This is a genomic window from Streptomyces sp. NPDC001137 (assembly GCF_040298885.1).
In the GTDB taxonomy this organism is placed as follows: Bacteria; Actinomycetota; Actinomycetes; order Streptomycetales; family Streptomycetaceae; genus Streptomyces.
The window spans coordinates 19,427-44,085 of record NZ_JBEPBA010000010.1 but is presented as its reverse complement, the minus strand read 5'-3'; the positions used below and the strand labels follow the sequence as shown (position 1 = coordinate 44,085).

Here is a 24,659-nt window from a genome sequence, read left to right as displayed (position 1 = left end):
AACCGATCGCGTTAACATGACGAGAAATCGTCCGGTACCCGGAGCGGACTGGAACGGGAAGGCCGCCGTCGCGTGAGTACAAGCCAACAGCCAGACCCCAGGGACCGTCCCGCGCGGCTCACCGTAGGCGTCGTCGGCGCCGGCCGCGTGGGCCCCGCACTGGCCGCGTCCCTCCAGCTCGCCGGGCACCGTCCGGTGGCCGTCTCCGGAGTCTCCGACGCCTCCAGGAGGCGCGCCGCGCAGCTGCTGCCCGACGTGCCGCTGGTGCCGCCCGCCGAGGTCCTGGAGCGCGCCGACCTGGTCCTGCTGACCGTCCCGGACGACACCCTGCCCGGCCTGGTGGAGGGGCTCGCCGAGACCGGTGCCGTACGGCCGGGGCAGCTGCTCGTGCACACCTCCGGGCGCTACGGCGCGAAGGTGCTCGACCCCGCCCTGCGCGCGGGCGCGCTCCCGCTGGCCCTGCACCCCGCGATGACGTTCACCGGCACCCCCGTGGACGTCCAGCGCCTCGCCGGGTGCTCCTTCGGGGTCACGGCGCCCGAGGAGCTGCGGCTGGCCGCCGAGGCCCTCGTGATCGAGATGGGCGGCGAACCGGAGTGGATCGCCGAGGAGATGCGCCCGCTGTACCACGCGGCGCTCGCGCTCGGCGCGAACCACCTGGTCACGCTGGTCGCCCAGTCCATGGAGCTGCTGCGCGAGGCGGGCGTCGCGGCCCCCGACCGGATGCTCGGCCCCCTGCTCGGCGCGGCGCTCGACAACGCCCTGCGCTCCGGCGACGCGGCCCTGACCGGCCCCGTCGCGCGCGGGGACGCCGGCACGGTCGCCGCCCACGTCGCGGAGCTGCGCAAGCACGCCCCGCAGACCGTCGCCGGCTATCTGGCGATGGCCCGCGCGACCGCCGACCGCGCACTCGCCCACGGGCTGCTGAAGCCGGAGCTCGCCGAGGACCTCCTCGGGGTGCTCGCCACCGGGACCAACGGCGCCGAGGGAGACGCCCGATGACCACCACCCTGCTGCGCACCGCCGACGAACTGCACGCACGCACGCGTACCGGCCGTCGCGCCGTGGTGATGACCATGGGCGCCCTGCACGAGGGCCACGCCACGCTGATCCGCACCGCGCGCGAACTCGCCGGGCCGGAGGGCGAGGTCGTCGTCACCGTCTTCGTCAACCCCCTGCAGTTCGGCGCGGGCGAGGACCTCGACCGCTACCCGCGCACCCTGGACGCCGACGTCAAGCTCGCCGGACTCGCGGGCGCCGACGTGGTGTTCGCGCCCTCCGTGGACGAGGTCTACCCCGGCGGCGAGCCCCAGGTCCGCATCAGCGCGGGCCCGATGGGGACGCGCCTGGAGGGCGCCTCGCGCCCGGGGCACTTCGACGGCATGCTCACCGTCGTCGCCAAGCTGCTCCACCTCACCCGCCCCGACCTCGCCCTGTACGGCCAGAAGGACGCCCAGCAGCTCGCCCTGATCCGCCGCATGGTGCGGGACCTGAACTTCGGCGTCGAGATCGTCGGCGTGCCCACCGTGCGCGAGGAGGACGGCCTCGCCCTCTCCAGCCGCAACCGCTACCTCTCGCCCGAGCAGCGGCGCACGGCGCTCAGCCTCTCCCGCGCGCTGTTCGCGGGCAGCGACCGGCACGCGGCCCAGGAGGCGCTGCGCGCGCGGGCCCGCGAAGTGCCCGCCACGCAGGCGCGTGCCGAGGCGCTCAGCGCCATAGGGGAGTCCCGCGCGGCCGCCGACGCGCATGCCGTCGCGAAGGCGCTCCCGGGCGCCCCGACGGCCGTCCGCGCGGCCGCCCGGCTGATCCTCGACGACGCGGCGCGGCTCACGCCGCCGCTCGAACTGGACTACCTGGCCCTCGTCGACCCGTCGGACTTCACCGAGATCGACGACGACTTCACCGGCGAGGCCGTCCTCGCCGTCGCCGCCCGGGTCGGGACGACCCGGCTGATCGACAACATCCCACTCGTATTCGGAACCCCCGGAGCCGCCTCGTGACCAGCACAGGCATACGACCGCACGCGCCCGCCCCAGGGTGGTCCATCGCCGCGGACGTCGTGGTCGTCGGCTCCGGCGTCGCCGGCCTGACCGCCGCGCTGCGCTGCGAGGCCGCCGGCCTGAGGACGGTCGTCGTCACCAAGGCCCGCCTCGATGACGGCTCCACCCGCTGGGCGCAGGGCGGCATCGCCGCCGCCCTCGGCGAGGGCGACACCCCCGAACAGCACCTGGACGACACCCTGGTGGCGGGTGCGGGTCTGTGCGACGAGAACGCCGTACGCATCCTCGTCACCGAGGGCCCGGACGCCGTGCGCCGCCTCATCGCGACCGGTGCGCACTTCGACGAGTCCGAGGAGGGCGATCTGCAGCTCACCCGGGAGGGCGGCCACCACCGCCGCCGCATCGCGCACGCGGGCGGCGACGCGACCGGCGCGGAGGTCTCCCGGGCGCTCGTCGAGGCCGTACACGCGCGTGGACTGCGCACGATCGAGAACGCGCTGGTGCTGGACCTGCTCACCGACGCGGAGGGCCGCACGGCGGGCGTGAGCCTGCACGTCATGGGCGAGGGCCAGCACGACGGCGTGGGCGCCGTGCACGCCCCCGCGGTCGTCCTCGCGACCGGCGGCATGGGCCAGGTGTTCTCCGCCACCACCAACCCCTCGGTCTCCACCGGCGACGGCGTCGCGCTCGCCCTGCGCGCCGGCGCGGAGGTCTCCGACCTGGAGTTCGTGCAGTTCCACCCCACCGTGCTGTTCCTGGGCGCCGACGCGGAGGGCCAGCAGCCCCTGGTCTCCGAGGCCGTACGCGGCGAGGGCGCGCACCTGGTCGACGCCGACGGCGTGCGCTTCATGCTGGGGCAGCACGAACTGGCCGAGCTCGCCCCGCGGGACATCGTCGCCAAGGGCATCATGCGCCGCATGCAGGAGCTGGACGCCGGACACATGTTCCTGGACGCCCGGCACTTCGGCGCCGACATGTGGGAGCACCGCTTCCCGACGATCCTCGCCGCCTGCCGCGCCCACGGCATCGACCCGGTCACCGACCCCATCCCGATCGCCCCGGCGGCTCACTACGCCTCCGGCGGCGTCCGTACGGACTCCCACGGCCGCACGACCGTCCCCGGCCTGTACGCGTGCGGAGAGGTCGCCTGCACCGGCGTGCACGGCGCCAACCGCCTCGCCTCCAACTCCCTCCTCGAAGGCCTCGTCTACGCCGAGCGCATCGCGCAGGACATCGCCGCCGCCCACGCGGAAAGCGGCCTCCACGCGCGCGTGCCGGAACCCGTCGAGCACCCCGAGGTGCCCGCGCACCCCCTCCTCGCCCCCGAGGACCGCTTCGCGATCCAGCGGATCATGACGGAGGGCGCGGGCGTCCTGCGCTCCGCCGACTCCCTCGCCAAGGCCGCCGAACAGCTCCAGCAGCTGCACGCCGAGGCCCGCGACGCCCTCGACGAGCACGGCAAGACGTCCGAGCCCGGCGTCGACACCTGGGAGGCCACCAACCTCCTGTGCGTGGCCCGCGTCCTGGTCACCGCCGCCCTGCTGCGCGAGGAGACGCGCGGCTGCCACTGGCGCGAGGACCGCGCCGAGCGCGACGACACGGCGTGGCGGCGCCACATCGTCGTACGGCTGAATCCCGACCGGACGCTGGCCGTACACACCACGGACACCCCAGACTTCCCCCCGACCCGCCGGCAGCACCGTCCCCAGGAGCAGTGACAGAAGTGAGCACCCCCGACCTTCCCCTCGCCTCGTCCGGAGGCTGCGGCGACGGCTGTGCCTGCGGCGCGGACGCCGACGCGGAGTATCTGGAGTGCGGGCTCGACCCCGCGCTCGCGCGGCTGCTGGCCGACGCCGGACTCGACCCCGTGGAGGTCGAGGACATCGCCAATGTCGCCATCCAGGAGGACCTGGACCACGGCGTGGACGTGACGACCGTCGCGACCATCTCCGAGGAGGCCGTCGCCACCGCCGACTTCACGGCGCGCGAGGCCGGAGTCGTGGCGGGCCTCCGGGTCGCCGAAGCGGTGATCTCGGTGGTCTGCACGGACGAGTTCGAGGTCGAGCGGCACGTCGAGGACGGCGACCGGGTGGTGGCCGGGCAGAAGCTCCTGTCGGTCACCACACGCACGCGGGACCTGCTCACCGCCGAGCGCAGCGCGCTCAACATCCTGTGCCGTCTGTCGGGCATCGCGACCGCCACGCGCGCGTGGGCGGACGTCCTCGAGGGCACGAAGGCACGCGTGCGTGACACCCGGAAGACGACCCCGGGCCTGCGCTCCCTGGAGAAGTACGCGGTCCGCTGCGGCGGCGGCGTCAACCACCGCATGTCGCTGTCGGACGCCGCACTGGTCAAGGACAACCACGTGGTCGCCGCGGGTGGTGTCGCACAGGCCTTCAAGGCCGTACGGGAGGCCTTCCCGGACGTCCCGATCGAGGTCGAGGTCGACACGCTGCACCAGCTGCGCGAGGTCGTCGACGCCGGCGCCGACCTGATTCTCCTGGACAACTTCACGCCCGGTGAGTGCGAGGAGGCGGTGGCCCTCGTGCACGGCCGCGCGGCCCTGGAGGCGTCGGGCCGGCTCACCCTGGACAACGCGAAGGCGTACGCCGACACCGGCGTCGACTACCTCGCCGTAGGCGCCCTCACCCACTCCTCGCCGATCCTCGACATCGGCCTCGACCTGCGAGCGGCGGAGTAGGTACCGGCCATGCTGCTGACGATCGACGTAGGGAACACGCACACCGTCCTCGGGCTCTTCGACGGGGACGACATCGTCGAGCACTGGCGCATCTCCACGGACGCACGCCGGACGGCGGACGAGCTGGCGGTGCTGCTGCAGGGCCTGATGGGCATGCACCCGCTGCTCGGTGACGAACTGGGCGACGGCATCGACGGGATCGCGATCTGCGCGACCGTGCCGTCCGTGCTGCACGAGCTGCGCGAGGTGACGCGCCGGTACTACGGCGACGTGCCCGCCGTGCTGGTGGAGCCGGGCGTGAAGACGGGCGTGCCGGTCCTGACCGACCACCCCAAGGAGGTCGGCGCCGACCGCATCATCAACGCGGTGGCGGCGGTCGAGCTGTACGGCGGCCCGGCGATCGTCGTGGACTTCGGCACGGCGACGACGTTCGACGCCGTCTCCGCGCGCGGGGAGTACGTCGGCGGTGTGATCGCGCCCGGTATCGAGATCTCCGTCGAGGCGCTCGGCGTCCGCGGCGCGCAGCTGCGGAAGATCGAGGTGGCCCGGCCGCGGAGCGTGATCGGCAAGAACACGGTCGAGGCGATGCAGTCCGGGATCATCTACGGGTTCGCCGGCCAGGTCGACGGGGTCGTCAGCCGCATGGCGCGGGAGCTGGCGGAGGACCCGGACGACGTGACGGTGATCGCGACCGGCGGACTGGCACCGATGGTGCTGGGCGAGTCGTCGGTGATCGACGAGCACGAGCCGTGGCTGACCCTGGTCGGGCTGCGGCTGGTGTACGAGCGGAACGTGTCGCGCATGTGAGTCCGGCCCCCGCGGCGCAACCGGGTGGCTCGGCCACGCCACACCCACCCCCTATTGCGAAATATGTCGAATTTGTCTGATTAGCGCGTATCGTCGCCGCATGCCCACGCCATACGGATCACGCGGCGGCATGGCGTTCGGCGTGGAGGAGCTGCGTGTGCTCCGCCGCGCCCTCGCCCTCGCCCTTCAGCCAGGCCCCACTCCTGCCGGGGACGTCCAGGACTGCCTCCGCCTCGCCGAGTCGCTCGACGAGGCGATGCGCGAGGGCGCCAGACTGCGTGCCTTCCTGGTGGCCGACCTCGCCCGCTACCGCGCCGCCCTGCCCGGCACCACCGCCGACTACCTGGTGCTCCTCGAGGAGGCGCTGGGCGCCGGGTACCGGCCGGACCCCGACGACCTCGCCGCCCTCCGGGCGCTGCGCGGCAACCCGGCGGCCTCCGTCCTCCTGGGGCGCTGCCGGATGCTCGCCGAGCAGGACGTACGCGCCCGCCTCGCGCGCGATCCGGCCCGCACGGCAGCGCCGACCGTCCCCGCTGCCCGCAATCGCCTCACGGCCCTCCAGGGCGGCCTCAGGGGCGCCGGGGAGCACCTCGGGCCGGATGTCGAGCGGGACCCCGCCAGGAAGCCCGAGAAGAAGCCCGCGGAGAAGCCGGCGGCCCCCAAGCCGGCCCCCGCCCCGGCCGCCCCGAAACCGGCCCGTCCCATCCCGACCCCGGGCGAGGTCTTCCCCCGTCGCAAACCGACCCCGCCGTCCGGCTCCAACCCGCCCCGGCACCTCGCCGCCGGCTGACCCGGACCGAACCGTCCGGAACCACCCCAACCCCGCCCCGCCCGCCACCCCGTGGCACCCTGGACGCATGGACTACGTCTCCGCGCTTGTGCCCCCGGTCGTCATGGCCGTGCTCTTCATCGGCGTGATCAGGGTGATCGTGAAGACCCAGGGTGGGGCCAACAAGGCCAAGGAGGACGCGGCCGTCGACGCCGCCATCGCGCGCACCGAAGGGGTCCGGCAGGGCCCCGCCAAGACTGACGGCTGAGTCCCTCCAGGGCGGCGCCCCCTCGGCGTACGGCTCCCGCGCGTGCTCGCGCCTTCGAGCCGTACGCCCCTTTTGTTGCCGTATGGCAGTAAAAGTGCCCGTCCGGGGCGCCAATGGGGAGTTCTCCCACTATTGTGCTGAGGTGTGCCTCGCCCATTGGGAGAACTCGAAGACGCGGTCATGACGCGGGTGTGGAAGTGGAACCGCCCGGTGACCGTTCGAGAAGTCCTGGAAGACCTTCAGCAGGAACGGTCCATCGCGTACACCACGGTGATGACCGTTTTGGACAATCTCCATCAGAAGGGCTGGGTGCGCCGGGAGGCGGAAGGCCGCGCCTATCGATATGAGGCCGTCTCCACCAGGGCCGCCTACGCGGCCGCTCTGATGAACGACGCCTGGTCGCAGAGCGACAACCCCGCGGCCGCTCTCGTCGCCTTCTTCGGGATGATGAGCGATGAACAGCGAGGGGCCCTCAGTGACGCCGTACGCATCGTCCAAGGGCCGGAAACACCCGAAGCCGCCCCGGATACCGGCAGCGATACCGCCGGCGAGAACCCCGGCTCGGCACAGGAGAGCGACGGGCGATAGCGTCCGCTCATGTCAGCAGTCAGTCCCGAAGGTCCCGAAGGCCCCGAAGTCAGCGCTAAAGCCATCACTGTCCGGCGGGCCCGCACCAGCGATGTCCCGGCCGTGCGCCGTCTCCTTGACACCTACGTACGCGGCCGCATCCTGCTCGACAAAGCGACGGTCACCCTTTACGAGGACATCCAGGAGTTCTGGGTCGCCGAACGGGACGACAACGCCGAGGTGGTCGGCTGCGGCGCACTCCATGTGATGTGGGAAGACCTCGCGGAAGTCCGCACTCTCGCGGTGAAGCCCGGCCTGAAGGGCGCCGGTGTCGGACACCGGTTGCTGGAGAAGTTGCTGCACACCGCGCGCTGGCTGGGTGTTCGTCGCGTTTTCTGTCTGACCTTCGAAGTGGACTTCTTCGCCAAGCACGGCTTCGTCGAGATCGGCGAGACACCCGTCGACACCGATGTCTACGCGGAGCTACTGCGTTCCTATGACGAAGGCGTAGCAGAGTTCCTGGGTCTCGAACGGGTGAAACCGAACACCTTGGGCAACAGCCGGATGCTTCTGCATCTGTGATCGCCGATCACCGAGACGTATTCCGCCGGCGATGCCCCGGTTCCCTATGTCCGAAACGCGTATGTTTCCGGACGGAGTGGGTCTCTGCCCGGGAGTCGCCCCCGCACTGGGTCTCGCGCTCGGTCTCTCGCTCAGTCTCTCCAAGGGGTTTGTGTTTTTCCCGCAAAAGCGGTTTGCTTTCCGACGTACTGCAGTACTGCATATAACAGGGGACGGCGAAACGGCGGACGCCGCAGGCCCCCGGCCCTCAAGTTATGGATGAAAGGAAATCCGGTGGCACAGAAGGTTCAGGTCCTTCTTGTCGATGACCTCGACGGCGGCGAGGCGGACGAGACCGTCACGTTCGCGTTGGACGGCAAGACTTACGAGATCGATCTCACGACCGCCAATGCGGACAAGCTCCGTGGCCTTCTCGAGCCTTACGTGAAGGGCGGTCGTCGTACCGGAGGCCGCGCTTCGGGCGGACGCGGAAAGGCACGCGCCGCTTCCGGTGGCAGCCAGGACACCGCGCAGATCCGCGCCTGGGCGAAGGAGAACGGTTACGAGGTCAACGACCGCGGCCGCGTCCCGGCGTCCATCCGTGAGGCCTACGAGAAGGCCAACGCCTGAGCGCTGGTCTACGGCAGGGCCAACGGCTGGGCACACGCGCGCCGCAGCCGCAGCCGGTGGCACTGCGTTGCCACCGTGTCCACAAGTCGCACGAGATCGGGGGCGCCCCCACCGCCCCTCACGGCCGACAGCGTCGGCAGCGAGGCCTCGACCGCGCACCCCGGCTCGGGGGGCCGCAGCCATACGGCGGCCCCCTGCACGCCCGAGCGGCCCACCGGCCGTACATCCGCCGGCCGCGTGCCCGGCGGCAGCGGCGCGTCCATGACGCAGCCCGCGCCGAGCGCCCTCAGGTCGAGCGTCAGCGCCCCCCACTCCAGCCAGTCCAGCAGCCCCGGCAGTTCCTCCGCGCTGCCCGCGGCCACCAGCAGCCGCATCCGGCCCCCCTGCAGGGCCACCGGGGAAGCCGGCGCGAGATGGCGCAGGCCCGCCCGGCCCGCCTCGGCCGGGACGTCCAGGACGTCGAAGCGGTCGCCCACGCGGAGCCGTACCGGAGACCCGGGGCTTCCCGCGCGCGCGGGCACTGTCGCCCAGCCCAGTTCGTTCTCGTAGAACCGGCTGACCCGATCGCCCGGATCGAGCGGCCGGCGGGGGAGCGGGACCGTGGAGAGGCTGCCAACCATGCCAGGGGCAACCGTCCGAAGAGCTTGCAAGTTACGCTGGGTGTTCTGAAGGATGCGCAGAGTGTCGAAAGAGGGGGCGTGCGGGGGTGCGGGGTGGCGCAAGGTTGTTCGCCCATAGCGGAGGGAACCGGTGCGCGCGGCATGGAGTGTCAGTCCCAGCGGGTAAGACATCCCTAGTGGGAGGGGGCGACACGCAGGCAAGGTGGTCTCACGTTCGCCATCGGCGTACTGATGGTGAGGGTAACCACCTGGCCTGCGGGAACATCGTCTCGCACCATCGGGTTGGAGCAGATGTCGGCGTCACGGGTCAGGAGGCCATCGACGGTGTCGGCAGTTGGAATGAGCGGTCCCCGCTTGCGGGACTAAGCTGCGGAAGGACAGGGAGGGGAAGTTCCCCCCACTGCCTGACCGCTCTGAGGAGCGATTAACGATGTTCGAGAGGTTCACCGACCGCGCGCGGCGGGTTGTCGTCCTGGCTCAGGAAGAAGCCCGGATGCTCAACCACAACTACATCGGCACCGAGCACATCCTCCTGGGCCTGATCCACGAGGGTGAGGGTGTCGCCGCCAAGGCCCTTGAGAGCCTCGGGATTTCGCTCGAGGCGGTCCGCCAGCAGGTGGAGGAGATCATCGGGCAGGGGCAGCAGGCCCCGTCCGGGCACATCCCCTTCACCCCCCGTGCCAAGAAGGTCCTGGAGCTGTCGCTCCGCGAGGCCCTTCAGCTGGGCCACAACTACATCGGCACGGAGCACATCCTGCTCGGCCTGATCCGTGAGGGCGAGGGCGTCGCAGCCCAGGTCCTGGTCAAGCTGGGCGCAGATCTCAACCGGGTGCGGCAGCAGGTCATCCAGCTGCTCTCCGGTTACCAGGGCAAGGAGACCGCCGCCGCCGGCGGGCCTGCCGAGGGCACCCCCTCGACGTCCCTGGTCCTCGACCAGTTCGGCCGGAACCTCACCCAGGCCGCTCGTGAGTCCAAGCTCGACCCGGTCATCGGGCGCGAGAAGGAGATCGAGCGGGTCATGCAGGTGCTGTCCCGCCGTACCAAGAACAACCCGGTCCTGATCGGTGAGCCCGGCGTCGGCAAGACCGCCGTCGTCGAGGGTCTCGCCCAGGCCATCGTCAAGGGCGAGGTGCCCGAGACCCTCAAGGACAAGCACCTCTACACCCTGGACCTCGGCGCGCTGGTCGCCGGCTCCCGCTACCGCGGTGACTTCGAGGAGCGCCTGAAGAAGGTGCTCAAGGAGATCCGCACCCGCGGCGACATCATCCTGTTCATCGACGAGCTGCACACGCTGGTCGGTGCGGGTGCCGCCGAGGGCGCCATCGACGCCGCTTCCATCCTGAAGCCGATGCTGGCCCGCGGTGAGCTCCAGACCATCGGTGCGACCACGCTGGACGAGTACCGCAAGCACCTGGAGAAGGACGCGGCCCTGGAGCGCCGCTTCCAGCCCATCCAGGTCGCCGAGCCGTCCCTGCCGCACACGATCGAGATCCTCAAGGGTCTGCGCGACCGGTACGAGGCCCACCACCGCGTCTCCATCACGGACGAGGCGCTGGTCCAGGCCGCCACCCTGGCCGACCGGTACATCTCGGACCGCTTCCTGCCGGACAAGGCGATCGACCTGATCGACGAGGCCGGCTCCCGGATGCGCATCCGCCGGATGACCGCGCCGCCGGACCTGCGCGAGTTCGACGAGAAGATCGCGGGCGTGCGCCGCGACAAGGAGTCCGCGATCGACTCGCAGGACTTCGAGAAGGCCGCCTCCCTGCGCGACAAGGAGAAGCAGCTCCTGGCCGCCAAGGCCAAGCGGGAGAAGGAGTGGAAGGCCGGCGACATGGACGTCGTCGCCGAGGTCGACGGCGAGCTGATCGCCGAGGTCCTCGCGACCGCCACCGGCATCCCGGTCTTCAAGCTGACCGAGGAGGAGTCCTCGCGTCTGCTGCGCATGGAGGACGAGCTCCACAAGCGGGTCATCGGCCAGGTCGACGCCGTCAAGGCGCTGTCGAAGGCGATCCGTCGTACGCGCGCGGGCCTCAAGGACCCGAAGCGTCCCGGTGGTTCGTTCATCTTCGCCGGCCCGTCCGGTGTCGGTAAGACCGAACTGTCCAAGGCCCTCGCGGAGTTCCTCTTCGGTGACGAGGACGCGCTGATCTCCCTCGACATGTCGGAGTTCAGCGAGAAGCACACGGTGTCGCGTCTCTTCGGTTCCCCGCCCGGATACGTGGGCTACGAAGAGGGCGGCCAGCTGACCGAGAAGGTCCGCCGCAAGCCGTTCTCCGTCGTCCTCTTCGACGAGGTCGAGAAGGCCCACCCGGACATCTTCAACTCGCTGCTGCAGATCCTGGAGGACGGTCGTCTGACCGACTCCCAGGGCCGGGTCGTGGACTTCAAGAACACGGTCATCATCATGACGACCAACCTCGGCACCCGGGACATCTCCAAGGGCTTCAACCTGGGCTTCGCGGCGCAGGGTGACACCAAGTCCAACTACGAGCGCATGAAGAACAAGGTCTCGGACGAGCTCAAGCAGCACTTCCGCCCCGAGTTCCTCAACCGCGTCGACGACGTGGTCGTCTTCCCGCAGCTGACCCAGGCCGACATCCTCGCGATCGTCGACCTGATGATCAGCAAGGTGGACGAGCGCCTCAAGGACCGGGACATGGGCATCGAGCTCTCTCAGTCCAGCAAGGAACTGCTGTCCAAGAAGGGTTACGACCCGGTGCTGGGTGCACGGCCGCTGCGCCGCACCATCCAGCGTGAGATCGAGGACACGCTCTCCGAGAAGATCCTCTTCGGTGAGCTGCGTCCCGGTCACATCGTGGTCGTGGACACCGAGGGCGAGGGCGACAGCCAGACCTTCACCTTCCGCGGCGAGGAGAAGTCGGCGCTGCCCGACGTCCCGCCGATCGAGCAGGCGGCCGGCGGTGCCGGACCGAACCTGAGCAAGGAGGCGTAGGCCTCACGGCGACGCCAGAAGGGGCCGGTGCTTTCGGGCACCGGCCCCTTCGTCATGTCTGCCCGCGGTTACGACAACTGCCCGTTGTAGTCCGGGAGTTTGAACGTCTTGTCGGCGTGGCCGCCCGAGAGGTCGGTGGCGCTGTTGCCGATGTTCGCGATGATGTCGTAGCCCTTGTTCTCGATGTCGACGCGCTGGGCGGTCTTGTAGGCGGCGACGTCCTTGAACAGGTCGAAGAAGCCGCGGACGTACAGGCCGGAGACGTCGTAGCCGTCGTGCTCCAGGTTCCACTCGGTGGGCGCGTAGATGATGCCCGGGCGAGCGGTGACGAAGAAGAGCGAGACGCCGTGCTCCTGGGCGTACTGAGCGACGTTCAGGACGGGCTTGTTGGCCGGCTGCGGGAAGCTGAAGCCGAAGTCCGTCTCCAGCGTGGTGTTGTCGATGTCGAAGACGATCGCCTGCTTCTGGCCCGGCTGGGCCGAGGCGATCCGCTCCTTCACATAGGGCAGGGCCTGGTCCATCACCGTCCGGCAGTCCTTCTGCCAGGTCGCGTAGTCGACGTCCGAGGTGCTCGTCGCCGCGTCGGCGGGGGTGGCCAGGGCCACGAGGGCAGATGCGGAGACTGCGGTGACCACTGTGCGGAGCGCCCAGGGGCGTCTGCTCGTCATGGTGGGGGGTCCTCTCACGTCCGTATGCCGTTGTCCTGTGCATGTTCGGCGCCGAGGGTGGCGTGAGGGGAACCGTAGGGTTACTGGGCGGTAAGTGGCCAGAGATGTGCGTCACATGACGGGTTGTTTCGCGGCGGAGTGGATCTCGCCGCCCGGTGACATGACGCACAGGCGATTCGGCCGGTACTAGCGCGGATAGTGGGCGGCCCGACGGGAGGGAAAAGGGGGCGCCTTTCTGGAACCCCAGGGGTGATTCTGCCGTCGCGGACTGATTCGTCCGTTATTGGTCCTCTGTCAAGGAGAGGGAAGTTTTGGGGTGAAGTACTAGCGGCCGTCGTACATCACACGTTTTGGGCTTGGTGGGTCTCCGGGTTACCAAGGGATGGTCCATCCGGCAGCCGCTTGTGCGCCGGGTGGTTTTCTCTGCCCCCGTCTTCCCGAGGTTTCCATGTCTTCGCGTGTCACGTCCCGCTCCTCCCGTACGTCCCTGCTGCGCAACCGCGCGGCCGTCCTGGCCGCCGGCCTCGGAATGTCGGTCGTGCTGGGCGCAGGGGTCGCGGCCGCCGCCGATGCCACCTCCGCGTCCAGTGCGGCGAGCGCCGTCAAGGCGCAGGCCGCCGCGCAGGCCAAGGCCGCCGCGAACGCGAAGAAGGCGGCCCAGGCGGCCGCTGCCAAGAAGGCGGCCGCCGAGAAGGCCGCCAAGGCCGCTGCCGCCAGGAAGGCCGCCTCCTGGATGCACCCGGTGGAGAAGTACCGGCTGTCCGCCCGCTTCAACCAGGCCGGCGGTATGTGGCAGTCCACCCACAGTGGGCAGGACTTCGCGGTGCCGAGCGGCACGAACGTCGTCGCCGCGCACGGCGGCACCGTCGTCAAGGCCGGCGGCAACGGCGCCGGTGACGGGCCCGCGTACGGCAACGCCATCGTGATCAGGCACGGCAACGGGACCTACTCGCAGTACGCCCATCTGTCGCGGATCGACGTCAGGGTCGGCCAGGTCGTCGCCACCGGGCAGCACATAGCCCGGTCCGGGAACACCGGCAACTCCAGTGGGCCGCACCTGCACTTCGAGATTCGTACGAACCCGAACTACGGCTCGGCCGTCGACCCGGTCGCCTTCCTGCGCTCCAAGGGCGTGACCGTCTGAGGCGTCCCGGCCCTCTAGGACGGGTGTGAGGCCTGGTGCGCCCGCGTCACCAGGTCGGTGGCGACCTCGAGGACCGCCTTGCGCTTGTCCTCGGGGTCGGCCTCGATGTCGCCCAGCGCGAACATCCCGGCATGCAGCGTGAACATCGCGCTGACGCAGCGCACCTGGTCGATCAGTTCGGCGTCCGGGTCGATGAGGATGTCACGCATGCCCATCATGCGGTTGCGGAAGATCTCGCCGATGCGCAGTTCCTTGACCGTGCTCTGGTTCTCCTGCATGAAGCGGAAGAGCGGGGCCGCGCCGGCCAGGGTGTCGCTGTAGCGGCGGATGATCTCGTGCTTGGTCTCCAGGGACTGCGGCTGTCCTTTGCCCCACTCGATCAGTTCCACGATCGGCTGGGAGAGGTCCTCGAAGATGCTGACGAGGATCTCTTCCTTCGTCTTGAAGTGGTAGTAGAGCGCTGCCTTGGTGACGTCGAGGCGCTCGGCGATCTCGCGCAACGACGTCTTCTCGTAGCCCTGCTCGGCGAAGAGTTCGAGCGCCACGTCCTGAATGCGCTGGCGGGTGTCTCCGCGGCGCTGCTGCTTGGTGCCGTCCATGGTGCCGCCCATCCTCGCACTCCAGAGAAACTTACTTGACGACCGGCTAGTTGCGGGTCTACCTTCCCAGTGTAGTCAACTAGCCGGGCGGCAAGTAAGTAGCCGACCGGGGGGAGATGCCCAGGGGAGTGGGGACGATGGCGGACACACAGACGGCCGAGACGAAGCCGGACAAACAGCCGAAGAGCATACGGGTCGTGCTGCTCGCGCTCATGATCACCATGATGCTCGCGATGCTCGACAACATGATCGTGGGCACCGCGATGCCGACGATCGTGGGCGAGCTCGGCGGACTCGAGCATCTGTCGTGGGTGGTGACGGCGTACACGCTGGCCACCGCGGCGGCCACCCCGGTCTGGGGCAAGCTGGGTGACATGTACGGCCGCAAGGCCACCTTCATGACCTCGATCGTGATCTTCCTGATCGGCTCCGCGCTCAGCGGCATGGCGCAGAACATGGGCGAGCTGATCGGTTTCCGCGCGATCCAGGGGCTTGGCGCGGGTGGTCTGATGGTCGGTGTCATGGCGATCATCGGCGACCTGATTCCGCCGCGGGAGCGCGGCAAGTACCAGGGCATGATGGCCGGTGTCATGGCGCTCGCCATGATCGGCGGCCCGCTGGTCGGCGGCACCATCACCGACAACTGGGGCTGGCGCTGGTCGTTCTACATCAACCTGCCGCTCGGCGTGGTCGCGCTCGGTCTGATCAGTGCGGTGCTGCATCTGCCGAAGAAGCGGTCCAAGGCCGGTATCGACTACCTCGGCGTCGCGCTGCTGACCGTCGGCATCACCTCGATCGTGCTGGTCACCACCTGGGGCGGCACGGAGTACGCCTGGTCGTCCGCGCGGATCATGGAGCTCATCGGCATCGGTGTCGCTTCGCTGATCGGGTTCGTGTTCTGGCAGACCAGGGCCGCGGAGCCGGTTGTGCCGCTGCACATCTTCCGCAGCCGCAACTTCACGCTGATGTCGGTCATCGGCTTCATCACCGGGTTCGTGATGTTCGGTGCGACGCTGTTCCTGCCGCTGTACCAGCAGTCGGTGCAGGGTGCGTCCGCGACCAACTCCGGGCTGCTGCTCCTGCCGATGCTCGGCGCGATGCTGGTCACCTCGATGGTGGCCGGGCGGGTGACCACCAACACCGGCAAGTACAAGGCGTTCCCGGTCGTCGGCAGCGTCCTGATGATCGTCGGGCTGTACCTGCTGTCCACGATGGACACCGGGACCTCGCGGTTCACGTCCGGTGTGTTCATGGCGGTCGTCGGTCTGGGTATGGGCTGCCTGATGCAGATCACCATGCTGGTCGCGCAGAACAGCGTCGAGATGAAGGACATGGGCGTCGCGTCCTCGTCGACGACCTTGTTCCGCACGCTTGGTTCGTCCTTCGGTGTCGCCATCATGGGTGCGCTGTTCAACAACCGGGTGCAGCACGTCATGGCCGAGCGGGCCGGCTCGCTGGGATCGAAGATCACCGAGAAGTCGGCGCAGCTGGACGCGAAGAGCCTGGAGAAGCTGCCGGTGGCGGCGCGGGAGGCGTACCAGCACGCGGTGTCCGCGGGTACGCACTCGTCCTTCCTGCTCGGTGCGGTGGTCGCCGTGGTCGCGCTGGTGGCGGCGGTGTTCGTGAAGGAAGTCGCGCTCCGTGGAGCGGGGCCGGCTGCGGCCAAGTCCGGCGACGAGGCGGTGGCGCAGGCGCCGGTCGTCGAGGCCGTCTGATCCGCGAGTGAGCCGAAGGTCCCCCGGTGGGTGTCCGCCCCGGGGGGCCTTCGTCGTGTTTCCTCGCACCCGCCGCCCCTTCCCGTCCCGTTCCAGGGGCGCTGCCCCTTCGGTCCCGCCAGGGGGCTCCGAGCCCTGGACCCCCGATCGGCCTGAACGGCCTCGTCGGGCGGACGGCACAAACGCCGGACGGGCTGAGAATGCCTGCCCGGCGTCAAAAGGTGGGGGATCCGGAATCGTCTACGGCAGCATCGGATAGCTGCCCGTGTTCGTCGGCGCATGCTCGGGCAGCCACAGGACCGCCACCGCGCCTTCCGCCGGTACGTGATCCGGGGCGCCCGCCGGGCGTACGTTGCGGAAGGTCAGGCGGGCGCCCAGGACGCGGGCCTGGCCGGCGGCGATCGTGAGGCCGAGGCCGTGGCCGTGGCCCGACCGGTCGGCGCTGCCCGTGCGGAAGCGGCTCGGGCCCTCGGCGAGGAGATCGGACGGGAAGCCGGGCCCGTGGTCGCGGACCCGGATGACCCGGCCCTCGACGGTGACCTGGATCGGCGGCTTGCCGTGCCGGGCGGCGTTGGCGAGCAGGTTGATCAGCACGCGCTCCAGGCGGCGAGGGTCGGTCGTGAGCATCGACTCGTGCACCACCCGCACCTCCACGGCCGGGTCCTTCGCCGCCACCCGCCGGGTGACGAACTCACCGAGCATGATGTCCTGCAGCTCGGCCCGCTCGGAGGCGCTGTCGAGGCGGGCCACCTCCAGGACGTCCTCGACCAGGGTGCGCATGGCCTTCGCGCGGTCCAGGACCAGCTCCGTCGGGCGGCCCGGCGGAAGCAGTTCGGCGGCCGTGAGCAGGCCCGTCACCGGGGTGCGCAGCTCGTGTGCGATGTCCGCGGTGACCCGGCGCTCGGCCTCGAGCCGTTGTTGCAGGGTGTCCGCCATGGCGTCCACCGCCCGCGCCAGGTCGTCGGTCTCGTCCCGTACGACCCCGCCGATGGCGTCCCGCACCCGTACGTCCGACTCGCCCCTGGCGACCTGGTTCGCCGCGGCCGCCGCCTTGCGCAGCCGGCGCGAGAGCTGGCCGCCGATGAGCACGCCCAGCGCGCTGCCGCCGAGGACGACCGCCACGGAGCCGATGACGAGCGCCTGGTCGAGGTCCTTCATCACATTCGTGGAACGGTCCGGCACATGGCTGTGCAGGGACAGCACCCGTCCGTCCTTGGTCGGCACGGCCGCCCAGATGTCCGGCACCCCGTCGTGGTCGGTGACGTCGCTGGCCTTGCGGCCATCCAGGACCTTGTCGCGCAGCGCGTCCGGCAGGTCGGGGTCGTCGATCTTGATGTTGGGGAAGTTCGGCCGCCGGTTCAGGTCGTAGTTGCGCTGCGCGATCTCGACGCGCTCATTGGCCAGGTCGCGCGCGTTGTCGAGCATCGAGACCCAGGCCGCGTTGTGCACCACGAGGCTCAGAGTGATCGCCACCAGGCCGGCCACCAGCGCGATCGCCGCGCTGAGCTTCCATCTGAGCCCGGTGTGCAGGCCCGCGCGCTCCATGCGCCGGACCGGGGAGCGAAGGATCCGCCGCATGCCCGCCCCGCTCAGGCTTTCAGCTTGTAGCCGAAGCCGCGGACCGTCTCGATCCGGTCCTGGCCGATCTTCTGCCGCAGCCGCTGCACATGCACGTCGACGACCCGGGTGTCCCCGCCCCAGCCGTAGTCCCAGACACGCTCCAGCAGCTTGTCGCGGGAGAGCACGGTGCCCGGCGCGGAGGAGAACTCCAGCAGCAGGCGCATCTCGGTCGGGGTGAGCGCGACCGGCTGCCCGGCCCGGCGCACCTCCATGCCCTCGGTGTCGACCTCCAGGTCCCCGAAGGTGAGCACGGCACCGGTCAGCGGGTCCTCCGCGATCTCGGTCCGGTCGCTGCCGCCCGCGTGTCCGAAGCGGCGCAGTACGGCCCGGATCCGCGCGACCAGCACGGCCCCGTCGAACGGCTTGGTCACATAGTCGTCGGCGCCCGCCTCCAGGCCGAGGACGACGTCGATGGAGTCGGCGCGCGCCGACAGCATGATCACCGGAACGGTGGACTCGTCCCGGATCCGACGGCACAGGCTGACGCCGTCCAGACCGGGGACCATCACGTCCAGCAGGGCGATGTCGGGGCGGTCGGCCCGGAACGCCTCCAGACCCGACAGGCCGTCGGGCATGGCGGTGACCGCGAAGCCGTCCCGCTCCAGGGCGAGCTGGGTGGCCTCACGGATGACATCGTCGTCCTCGACGAACAGGACGTGGGTCTGCTCTGCCATCCCGTTGCTCTCTGTCCTCGTGGTGTGCGTGTGTGTGCGGGCGGGGGGGGATCAGTGGTCCGGCGCGGGCGTGGGCGTGTCGTCGTCGCCGGGGTCGAGCTCGCTGTAGTCGGTTTCGTGGGTGCTGTGCTGGGCGAACCGGCCCGCTTTCCATCTGTATGTGGTCACGGTCTCCCGGGACGGGTTCGACACCGGGTCGTTCGTGTCGTACACCTGCTTGGCCACGGTCAGGTCGGTGCCGTCGATCTCGGCGTAGACCGGCGACTCCTCCGCCTTGAACACATTCTCGTACGTGCCCTTGACGTCCCGGTACACGTATACGCCGATGCCCACCTCGTCAGCGCAGCTCCAGACATTGACGAGGACGTCGTTGACCGATCCGCCGGTCAGATAGCCGTAGGTGGCCTTGACCGGGTAGCCGTCGCCGCCGCATGGCTGCAGCTCGCGCTTCACCGCCGGGGAGACCTGCGAGTCCTGCTTGATCAGCGAGACCGCGTCCACCCGCCGAAAGCCCCCGGACGGGCTGGGTGAGCGGGAGGCGACGGCACCCGCGATCGCCGATGCGTGTGCCGGGCCCTCGTCCCGGGCACCCGTGCCCCCCTTGCCGCACGCGGTGGTGACAAGAGCGACGGCGGCGAACACGGCCCCCGCCGTGATCACCGCCTGTGAACTGCCTCGGGCCCGTTCGGGCCCGGCCCCGGTCAGGCCGCGCAACGCTCCCGCTCCCCACGCTCCAGCGCGCGTGCGTCCAGATCGCGGCTCTCCAGCTCCTCACGGAGCCGGGCGAGCGCCCGGTGCAGCGTGCTCTTGACCGTTCCGGCCGACATGCCCAGGGCCGCGGCCGTCTCCTCCGTCGACATCTGCTCCCAGTGTCGCAGGACCACGACGCTTCGCTGCTTGGGAGCCAGCACTTTCATGATGTCCATCAGCAGGGCGCGGTCCGCGTGCTGCTCGGTGGAGTCGTCGACCGAGGCGTCCGGCAGCTGCTCGGTGGGGACCTCCTCCAGTTTCCGGGCCCGCCACCACTCGGTCCGCGTGTTGATCATCACGCGCCGCAGGTAGGCGTCCGCGAGCCGCTTGTCCGCGATGCCCTCCCAGCGGCCGTAGGTGCGCACGAGCGCCGTCTGGAGCAGGTCCTGCGCGTCCACGGGGTCCGGGACCAGCCGGCGGGCGCTGCGCAGCAGCGCGTCCTGCCGCGTGCGGACATACTCCTCGAACTCGAGCACCTCGCCCTGCGCCATGTCGAACCGCCTCCCGATCCCCGTTACCGCCGGCTTGATCGCCGTCGGTCTGTTCCGTGACAGCCCGCTTCTGCCGGGCACGCAAATGAAGTTACGGAGGTGTTGTCACGGCGCTGTCCGAAGCAACGCTCGGCTAGCAATCGGCTGTCCGTCGGTTGTGTAACGGACGTAGGAACGGGGTAAACAGGCGCACCGAATCGCGCGCTTATGGGGCGATTTGGCAGGTCGGTGGGTGTGATGCGGCGTGACGTTACGAGCGGTTACGTCAACGGCAGCCGATACAAACCACCGGAGAGCGGCTCCACGAGACCGTCCGCGACGAGCCCGTCGAGCGCCCGCGCGCGCTGCACCGGCTCGTGCCACACCCGGTCCAGGGCCGACTGCGGCACGGGCGCGTGGGCCTCGCGCAGTACGGCGAGCAGCTTGCCGCGCACCTGCCGGTCGGTCCCCGCGTACGTCTGCCCGCGCCGCGGCGGCCCGTCGTGCTCGGGCTTGCCCGCGAGCCGCCAGGCGCACTGCGCGGCGATGGGGCAGCGGTGGCAGGTCTCGTTCTTGGCGGTGCACACGAGCGCGCCGAGCTCCATGGAGGCGGCCGCCCACCGCGCCGCTGTCCGCTCGTCCTCGGGCAACAGTGCGCGGGCCAGCTTGCGTTCGGCGGCGGTGGTCGCGTTCGGCGGGTACTGGACGCCGGTGACGGCGCGCGCGAAGACCCGGCGGACGTTGGTGTCGAGCACCGCGTGCCGCTGCCCGTACGCGAAGGAGGCGACGGCCGCGGCCGTGTACTCGCCGATGCCGGGCAGTGCGAGGAGCTGGGCGTGCTCGGTCGGTACGTCCCCGCCGTGCCGTTCCGTTATGGCCACGGCGGCGCCGTGCAGTCGCAGAGCGCGGCGCGGGTAGCCGAGCCGGCCCCAGGCGCGGACCGCCTCGCCGGGCGCCTCCCGGGCCAGGTCGGCCGGGCGCGGCCAGCGGGCCAGCCACTGCTCGTAGACGGGCAGCACGCGGCTGACCGGCGTCTGCTGCAGCATGAACTCGCTGACCATCACGCCCCAGGGGCCGGCTTCCGGGAGCCGCCACGGCAGGTCGCGGGCGTGTTCGTCGAACCAGTCGATGACGGAGGCATGGAGGGTCTCGTGGTCCCCGCCGAGGGGAGAGCCGGCGAGGGTGCCGGCCGGGCCGTCGGCGGGGCTGCTGTGCGGGGGCTTCGTGGGCGCAGTCATGGCGTTTCCGATCCTGCCATGGCCCCGGTCGGTTGGGCCGCCGTCCCGCGCGCGGTGCGTCGTGCGGACCGGAATGATGATCCGGAAAAGTTGACGAACCGGCGGCGGGTGGGGCCTGCTGAGGCGCCGATCTCTCGTACAGTTTGCGCCGTGGGATCTCTGCGCAATCCTGTCGGGCCGCTCCCCTCCTCCATCTACTGGCGCCGGAGGGTCGTACTCGTGTCTGTGGTGGCCTTGTTGGCGCTGCTGATCACGTGGATCGTCCTGTCGGGCGGTGGCGGCGGCAAGAAGGACGACGGGGCGAACGGCAACACCCCCGCGCCCACGATCACTGCGGGGCCGTCGAGTTCGGGTCCCGCGATCAGCCAAGCGCCGGGCGGGCGGGACGAGTCGGGCGGCGGGGGATCCAGCGGGTCAGATTCCGGGGGCAGTTCGGGTTCCGGTTCCGGCTCGGACTCCGGGGCCGGGGGTTCCGACGGGTCGGCCGGCGGCGGTACGGCCGGTGTCGGCTCCGGTATCGGGGTCGGCCGGGGCGACACGATTCCGGCGACTTCCTCCATCCCCAACTGCACCAGGAACGCGGTGACGTTGACGGTGCGGAGCCTGCACAACACGTACTCGCCCGGTCAGACGCCGACTCTGCTGCTGACCGCGACGAACACCTCGGGCCTCGACTGCAAGATCGACCTCGGGCCGAAGAGCGCGGTGCTGACGATCACCGAGGCGGGCAGCGACAACGACTACTGGTCCTCCGCCGACTGCCCCCAGGGCTCCGGCAGCCTGGTCTTCCGGGTGCCCAACCGCAGCAGCATCACCTACACCGTGAAGTGGGACCGCAAGCCGAGCGCTCCCGAGTGCGCGACGCCTCCGGCGGGGTCTGCCGGGGCCGGCACGTATCTGGTGGAGGCGGCGGCGCCGGGGTTCGCGAAGTCGCAGATCTCGTTCATGCTCAAGGACGACTAGGCGCTTGGCCGCTCCGCTGGGGTGCGCCCGCGATGCCGCCCCTCGTCCGCGGCTGCGTCATGGCTGGTCGCGCCCGCGCGGCGGAGCCGCGTGTTGATACAGCCCCGCGCCCGTTGGGGCGCGGCTTCGTCCGACCGGCTCAGACGTACCGCTCCAGGATCGACGACTCCGCCAGCCTCGACAGGCCCTCGCGTACGCTGCGGGCCCGGGCCTCGCCGACGCCGTCCACCGTCTGGAGGTCGTCGACGCTTGCGGCGAGCAGTTTCTGAAGGCCCCCGAAGTGCTCCACGAGACGGTCGATGATGGCGCCCGGGAGGCGCGGCACCTTGGCCAGCAGGCGGAAGCCGCGGGGCGAGACCGCCGAGTCGAGTGCCTCCGGCGAGCCCGTGTAGCCCAGCGCCCTTGCCACCGTGGGCAGTTCGAGGAGCTCGGCGTGGGTGAGGGCGTCCAGCTCGTACAGGGCCTCGTCGACCGTGCGGGAGCGCTTGGCCGTGGGCTCGGGGACGTAGTCCCGCACGACCAGCTCGCGCTCGGGCTCCACGCCCGCGATCAACTCGTCGAGCTGCAGGGCGAGGAGACGCCCGTCGGTGCCCAGCTCGACCACGTACTCCGCGATTTCCGTGGCGATGCGGCGCACCATCTCCAGGCGCTGGGCCACCGCCGACACATCGCGGACCGTCACCAGGTCCTCGATCTCCAGCGCCGACAGGGTGCCCGCGACCTCGTCCAGGCGGAGCTTGTAGCGCTCCAGGGTCGCGAGGGCCTGGTTCGCGCGGGACAGGATCGCCGCGGAGTCCTCCAGCACGCGGCGCTGACCGTCGACGTAGAGGGCGATCAGACGCATCGACTGGGAGACGGAGACGACCGGGAAGCCGACCTGCTTGGAGATGCGGTCCGCGGTGCGGTGGCGGGTGCCCGTCTCCTCGGTCGGGATCGTCGCGTCGGGCACGAACTGCACGCCCGCCCGGAGGATCTTCGAGAGGTCGGAGGAGAGCACGATGCCGCCGTCCAGCTTGCACAGCTCGCGCAGGCGGGTGGCCGTGAACTCGACGTCCAGCACGAAACCGCCGGTGCACATGGTTTCGACGGTCCGGTCGAAGCCGAGCACGATGAGACCGCCCGTGTTGCCGCGGAGTACCCGCTCGAGTCCGTCGCGCAGGCCCGTGCCGGGAGCCACGGCGCTCAGTGAGGCGCGCATCAGGCCATCGGCACCGGAACTCCCGCCGGACTTTCCGGGAGCTGCCGCCCGGTCGTTGGCTGCCACTGCACTCCTCCGGTCGCAGGTTCTGGGGCGCCCCCGTGTCGCACACTCTGTTCGTACGGACGGGCGAGACCAGGGCAAAGTCTACCGGCGGTCCTCCTCGTCCCGTGGGGCCTCTCGGCGACGGGAGCGTGGAAGGACTCTCAGAGCGTCCCCTATGTCGGCGACTTCCAGGACCTTCATCCCCGGAGGGATCTTGCCCGGGTCGCCCGGAACGAGCGCGTGTGTGAAGCCCAGGCGGTGTGCTTCGGCGAGTCGCCGCTGGACGCCCGTGACCCGTCTGACCTCGCCCGCGAGGCCGACCTCGCCGATCGCGACCAGGTTCTTGGGCAGCGGGGTGTCGCTGGCGGCCGAGGCCAGCGCGAGGGCCACGGCGAGGTCGGCGGCGGGCTCGGAGAGCTTCACCCCGCCGACCGTCGCGGAGTAGATGTCCCGCTTGCCGAGCGCGCTGATCCGGCCGCGCTGCTCCAGGACGGCGAGCATCATCGAGACACGGGAGGTCTCCAGGCCCGAGGTGGTACGGCGCGGGGAGGGGATCTGCGAGTCGACGGTGAGCGCCTGCACCTCGGCGACCAAGGGGCGGCGGCCCTCCAAGGTGACCGTCAGACAGGTACCGGGGACCGGTTCGTCACGTCTGGTCAGGAAGAGTCCGCTCGGATCGGCGAGGCCCGTGATGCCCTCGTCGTGCAGTTCGAAGCAGCCGACCTCGTCCGTGGCGCCGTAGCGGTTCTTGACGCCCCGCACGAGCCTGAGGCGCGCGTGCCGGTCCCCCTCGAAGTGGAGGACGACGTCCACGAGGTGTTCCAGGAGCCGGGGCCCGGCGATGGCCCCGTCCTTGGTGACATGTCCCACAAGGAGGGTCGACATCCCGCGCTCCTTGGAGGCGCGGATGAGCGCGCCGGCGACCTCGCGCACCTGCGCCATGCCACCGGGCGCGCCGTCGATCTCCGGCGAGGCCACGGTCTGCACGGAGTCGAGGATGAGCAGGGACGGCTTCACCGCGTCCAAGTGGCCGAGGACGGCGGCCAGATCGGTCTCGGCGGCGAGATACAGATGGTCGTCGATGGCCCTGATCCGGTCGGCGCGCAGCCGCACCTGGCTCGCCGACTCCTCACCGGTGACATACAGCGTGCGGTGCTCGTCGCTCGCCGCCTTCGCCGCCACGTCCAGCAGCAGCGTCGACTTGCCGACGCCGGGCTCGCCCGCCAGCAGCACCACCGCGCCGGGCACCAGCCCGCCGCCGAGCACCCGGTCCAGCTCGGGCACACCGGTCGAGCGGGCGGTGGCCCGGCGCCCGTCCACCTGGCCGATGGGCACCGCGGAGGTGGTGACGCGCCCCGGTGTCGTCGTACGGACCGCGGGCGCGCCGTACTCCTCGATCGTCCCCCAGGCCTGGCACTCGGGGCAGCGACCGAGCCACTTGGCCGTCTGCCAGCCGCACTCCGTGCAGCGGTAGGACGGGCGGTCCTTGGTGGACTTGGTACGGGCAGCCATGCGGAGAACCGTAACCGAGCCCACTGACAACGCCGGACGGTCCGAGCGCGGACGCTCGCCGTGCGCCGGCCGGGCACATGATCCGACACTCCGCGAACCGGCCATCACCGTCGGTAACCGGCCACGGAACACGCGGTTCCTGTACCCGATTGAGGGATCGTTTCACCCGTATGGATTAAAAGTG

The 24,659-nt window shown here is 70.5% G+C and carries 24 protein-coding genes; 14 read left to right on the top strand and 10 right to left on the bottom strand.

Annotated elements, in window-relative coordinates:
- Positions 1–72 precede the first annotated feature (72 nt).
- The 10 genes from ABT254_RS21100 to ABT254_RS21055 all read left to right on the top strand — a co-directional run bounded on the left by ABT254_RS21100 (position 73) and on the right by ABT254_RS21055 (position 8,303).
- Entirely contained in the window at positions 73–1,002 is a 930-nt protein-coding gene (locus ABT254_RS21100) for a Rossmann-like and DUF2520 domain-containing protein (protein ID WP_344406231.1), read from the top strand.
- Complete coding sequence (gene panC, locus ABT254_RS21095) at positions 999–2,000, top strand: pantoate--beta-alanine ligase (protein WP_351472132.1); 1,002 nt, start codon at positions 999–1,001, stop codon at positions 1,998–2,000. Before ABT254_RS21100 ends, panC begins: the two co-directional genes overlap by 4 nt.
- On the top strand, positions 1,997–3,718 hold the full coding sequence (locus ABT254_RS21090; protein WP_351472130.1) for an L-aspartate oxidase: 1,722 nt from the start codon (positions 1,997–1,999) through the stop codon (positions 3,716–3,718). Before panC ends, ABT254_RS21090 begins: the two co-directional genes overlap by 4 nt.
- 5 nt (positions 3,719–3,723) lie before the next feature.
- Positions 3,724–4,701 carry a carboxylating nicotinate-nucleotide diphosphorylase gene (gene nadC, locus ABT254_RS21085; RefSeq protein ID WP_351472128.1) on the top strand — a complete coding sequence of 326 codons (978 nt, stop codon included), beginning with the start codon at positions 3,724–3,726 and terminating at the stop codon, positions 4,699–4,701.
- Positions 4,702–4,710: 9 nt separating this feature from the next.
- Positions 4,711–5,508, top strand: a complete 798-nt coding sequence (locus tag ABT254_RS21080; RefSeq protein WP_351472126.1) for a type III pantothenate kinase — start codon at positions 4,711–4,713, stop codon at positions 5,506–5,508.
- Between the two features lie 130 nt (positions 5,509–5,638).
- The gene (locus ABT254_RS21075; RefSeq protein ID WP_351472845.1) at positions 5,639–6,298 is read left to right on the top strand and encodes a hypothetical protein; all 660 of its coding nucleotides are present in this window, start codon (positions 5,639–5,641) and stop codon (positions 6,296–6,298) included.
- A 67-nt stretch (positions 6,299–6,365) separates the two neighbouring features.
- Positions 6,366–6,545, top strand: coding sequence for a hypothetical protein (locus tag ABT254_RS21070; protein WP_351472123.1), 180 nt, complete (start codon positions 6,366–6,368; stop codon positions 6,543–6,545).
- Between the two features lie 156 nt (positions 6,546–6,701).
- The gene (locus ABT254_RS21065; protein ID WP_351472120.1) at positions 6,702–7,133 is read left to right on the top strand and encodes a BlaI/MecI/CopY family transcriptional regulator; all 432 of its coding nucleotides are present in this window, start codon (positions 6,702–6,704) and stop codon (positions 7,131–7,133) included.
- Positions 7,134–7,142: 9 nt separating this feature from the next.
- The gene (locus tag ABT254_RS21060; protein WP_351472117.1) at positions 7,143–7,694 is read left to right on the top strand and encodes an amino-acid N-acetyltransferase; all 552 of its coding nucleotides are present in this window, start codon (positions 7,143–7,145) and stop codon (positions 7,692–7,694) included.
- A 273-nt stretch (positions 7,695–7,967) separates the two neighbouring features.
- Positions 7,968–8,303 (top strand): histone-like nucleoid-structuring protein Lsr2, encoded by a 336-nt coding sequence (locus tag ABT254_RS21055; RefSeq protein ID WP_007498879.1) that lies wholly within the window; start codon positions 7,968–7,970, stop codon positions 8,301–8,303.
- Positions 8,304–8,311: 8 nt separating this feature from the next.
- Here ABT254_RS21055 and ABT254_RS21050 read toward each other — a convergent pair whose 3' ends face one another.
- Complete coding sequence (locus tag ABT254_RS21050) at positions 8,312–8,923, bottom strand: SCO3374 family protein (protein WP_351472113.1); 612 nt, start codon at positions 8,921–8,923, stop codon at positions 8,312–8,314.
- A 430-nt stretch (positions 8,924–9,353) separates the two neighbouring features.
- Between ABT254_RS21050 and ABT254_RS21045 the strand changes: the two genes are divergently transcribed.
- Positions 9,354–11,879 carry an AAA family ATPase gene (locus ABT254_RS21045; protein WP_115906674.1) on the top strand — a complete coding sequence of 842 codons (2,526 nt, stop codon included), beginning with the start codon at positions 9,354–9,356 and terminating at the stop codon, positions 11,877–11,879.
- Between the two features lie 68 nt (positions 11,880–11,947).
- On the opposite strand, the gene ABT254_RS21040 is transcribed toward ABT254_RS21045, so the two are convergent.
- On the bottom strand, positions 11,948–12,547 hold the full coding sequence (locus tag ABT254_RS21040) for an HAD family acid phosphatase (RefSeq protein WP_351472110.1): 600 nt from the start codon (positions 12,545–12,547) through the stop codon (positions 11,948–11,950).
- 448 nt (positions 12,548–12,995) lie between these two features.
- On the opposite strand from ABT254_RS21040, the gene ABT254_RS21035 reads away from it, so the two are divergent.
- On the top strand, positions 12,996–13,691 hold the full coding sequence (locus ABT254_RS21035; protein ID WP_351472107.1) for a M23 family metallopeptidase: 696 nt from the start codon (positions 12,996–12,998) through the stop codon (positions 13,689–13,691).
- 14 nt (positions 13,692–13,705) lie between these two features.
- On the opposite strand, the gene ABT254_RS21030 is transcribed toward ABT254_RS21035, so the two are convergent.
- The gene (locus ABT254_RS21030; protein ID WP_351472104.1) at positions 13,706–14,302 is read right to left on the bottom strand and encodes a TetR/AcrR family transcriptional regulator; all 597 of its coding nucleotides are present in this window, start codon (positions 14,300–14,302) and stop codon (positions 13,706–13,708) included.
- A 125-nt stretch (positions 14,303–14,427) separates the two neighbouring features.
- Between ABT254_RS21030 and ABT254_RS21025 the strand changes: the two genes are divergently transcribed.
- Positions 14,428–16,005, top strand: a complete 1,578-nt coding sequence (locus ABT254_RS21025) for an MDR family MFS transporter (protein ID WP_351472101.1) — start codon at positions 14,428–14,430, stop codon at positions 16,003–16,005.
- A 240-nt stretch (positions 16,006–16,245) separates the two neighbouring features.
- On the opposite strand, the gene cseC is transcribed toward ABT254_RS21025, so the two are convergent.
- From cseC to ABT254_RS21000, 5 genes are all read right to left on the bottom strand, one after another.
- On the bottom strand, positions 16,246–17,583 hold the full coding sequence (cseC, locus tag ABT254_RS21020) for a two-component system sensor histidine kinase CseC (RefSeq protein ID WP_351472098.1): 1,338 nt from the start codon (positions 17,581–17,583) through the stop codon (positions 16,246–16,248).
- A gap of 11 nt (positions 17,584–17,594) precedes the next feature.
- The gene (gene cseB / locus ABT254_RS21015; RefSeq protein ID WP_266519037.1) at positions 17,595–18,299 is read right to left on the bottom strand and encodes a two-component system response regulator CseB; all 705 of its coding nucleotides are present in this window, start codon (positions 18,297–18,299) and stop codon (positions 17,595–17,597) included.
- Positions 18,300–18,350: 51 nt separating this feature from the next.
- Positions 18,351–19,013 carry a hypothetical protein gene (locus ABT254_RS21010; protein ID WP_351472094.1) on the bottom strand — a complete coding sequence of 221 codons (663 nt, stop codon included), beginning with the start codon at positions 19,011–19,013 and terminating at the stop codon, positions 18,351–18,353.
- Positions 19,001–19,540 carry a SigE family RNA polymerase sigma factor gene (locus ABT254_RS21005; protein ID WP_123966700.1) on the bottom strand — a complete coding sequence of 180 codons (540 nt, stop codon included), beginning with the start codon at positions 19,538–19,540 and terminating at the stop codon, positions 19,001–19,003. Before ABT254_RS21005 ends, ABT254_RS21010 begins: the two co-directional genes overlap by 13 nt.
- Before the next feature lie 260 nt (positions 19,541–19,800).
- On the bottom strand, positions 19,801–20,757 hold the full coding sequence (locus tag ABT254_RS21000) for an HhH-GPD family protein (RefSeq protein WP_351472090.1): 957 nt from the start codon (positions 20,755–20,757) through the stop codon (positions 19,801–19,803).
- 150 nt (positions 20,758–20,907) lie between these two features.
- Here ABT254_RS21000 and ABT254_RS20995 point away from each other — a divergent pair, with 150 nt between their 5' ends.
- On the top strand, positions 20,908–21,720 hold the full coding sequence (locus ABT254_RS20995; RefSeq protein WP_351472087.1) for a hypothetical protein: 813 nt from the start codon (positions 20,908–20,910) through the stop codon (positions 21,718–21,720).
- Positions 21,721–21,859: 139 nt separating this feature from the next.
- Here the strand turns inward: ABT254_RS20995 and disA are convergent, their stop codons facing one another.
- Both disA and radA read right to left on the bottom strand, forming a co-directional pair.
- A complete protein-coding gene (gene disA / locus ABT254_RS20990) occupies positions 21,860–22,984 on the bottom strand; it encodes a DNA integrity scanning diadenylate cyclase DisA (RefSeq protein ID WP_123966706.1) in 1,125 nt (374 codons plus the stop codon).
- 81 nt (positions 22,985–23,065) lie between these two features.
- Positions 23,066–24,475, bottom strand: coding sequence for a DNA repair protein RadA (gene radA, locus ABT254_RS20985; RefSeq protein WP_351472082.1), 1,410 nt, complete (start codon positions 24,473–24,475; stop codon positions 23,066–23,068).
- Between the last annotated feature and the right edge of the window lie 184 nt (positions 24,476–24,659).

Excerpts from the sequence above, each read along its gene's own strand:
- panC (WP_351472132.1), top strand. The coding sequence starts at position 999 with ATGACCACCACCCTGCTGCGCACCGCCGACGAACTGCACGCACGCACG.
- ABT254_RS21080 (WP_351472126.1), top strand. The coding sequence starts at position 4,711 with ATGCTGCTGACGATCGACGTAGGGAACACGCACACCGTCCTCGGGCTC.
- ABT254_RS21075 (WP_351472845.1), top strand. The coding sequence starts at position 5,639 with ATGGCGTTCGGCGTGGAGGAGCTGCGTGTGCTCCGCCGCGCCCTCGCC.
- ABT254_RS21070 (WP_351472123.1), top strand. The coding sequence starts at position 6,366 with ATGGACTACGTCTCCGCGCTTGTGCCCCCGGTCGTCATGGCCGTGCTC.
- ABT254_RS21060 (WP_351472117.1), top strand. The coding sequence starts at position 7,143 with ATGTCAGCAGTCAGTCCCGAAGGTCCCGAAGGCCCCGAAGTCAGCGCT.
- ABT254_RS21050 (WP_351472113.1), bottom strand. The coding sequence starts at position 8,923 with ATGGTTGGCAGCCTCTCCACGGTCCCGCTCCCCCGCCGGCCGCTCGAT.
- ABT254_RS21045 (WP_115906674.1), top strand. The coding sequence starts at position 9,354 with ATGTTCGAGAGGTTCACCGACCGCGCGCGGCGGGTTGTCGTCCTGGCT.
- ABT254_RS21040 (WP_351472110.1), bottom strand. The coding sequence starts at position 12,547 with ATGACGAGCAGACGCCCCTGGGCGCTCCGCACAGTGGTCACCGCAGTC.
- ABT254_RS21035 (WP_351472107.1), top strand. The coding sequence starts at position 12,996 with ATGTCTTCGCGTGTCACGTCCCGCTCCTCCCGTACGTCCCTGCTGCGC.
- ABT254_RS21030 (WP_351472104.1), bottom strand. The coding sequence starts at position 14,302 with ATGGGCGGCACCATGGACGGCACCAAGCAGCAGCGCCGCGGAGACACC.
- ABT254_RS21025 (WP_351472101.1), top strand. The coding sequence starts at position 14,428 with ATGGCGGACACACAGACGGCCGAGACGAAGCCGGACAAACAGCCGAAG.
- cseC (WP_351472098.1), bottom strand. The coding sequence starts at position 17,583 with ATGCGGCGGATCCTTCGCTCCCCGGTCCGGCGCATGGAGCGCGCGGGC.
- cseB (WP_266519037.1), bottom strand. The coding sequence starts at position 18,299 with ATGGCAGAGCAGACCCACGTCCTGTTCGTCGAGGACGACGATGTCATC.
- ABT254_RS21005 (WP_123966700.1), bottom strand. The coding sequence starts at position 19,540 with ATGGCGCAGGGCGAGGTGCTCGAGTTCGAGGAGTATGTCCGCACGCGG.
- ABT254_RS21000 (WP_351472090.1), bottom strand. The coding sequence starts at position 20,757 with ATGACTGCGCCCACGAAGCCCCCGCACAGCAGCCCCGCCGACGGCCCG.
- radA (WP_351472082.1), bottom strand. The coding sequence starts at position 24,475 with ATGGCTGCCCGTACCAAGTCCACCAAGGACCGCCCGTCCTACCGCTGC.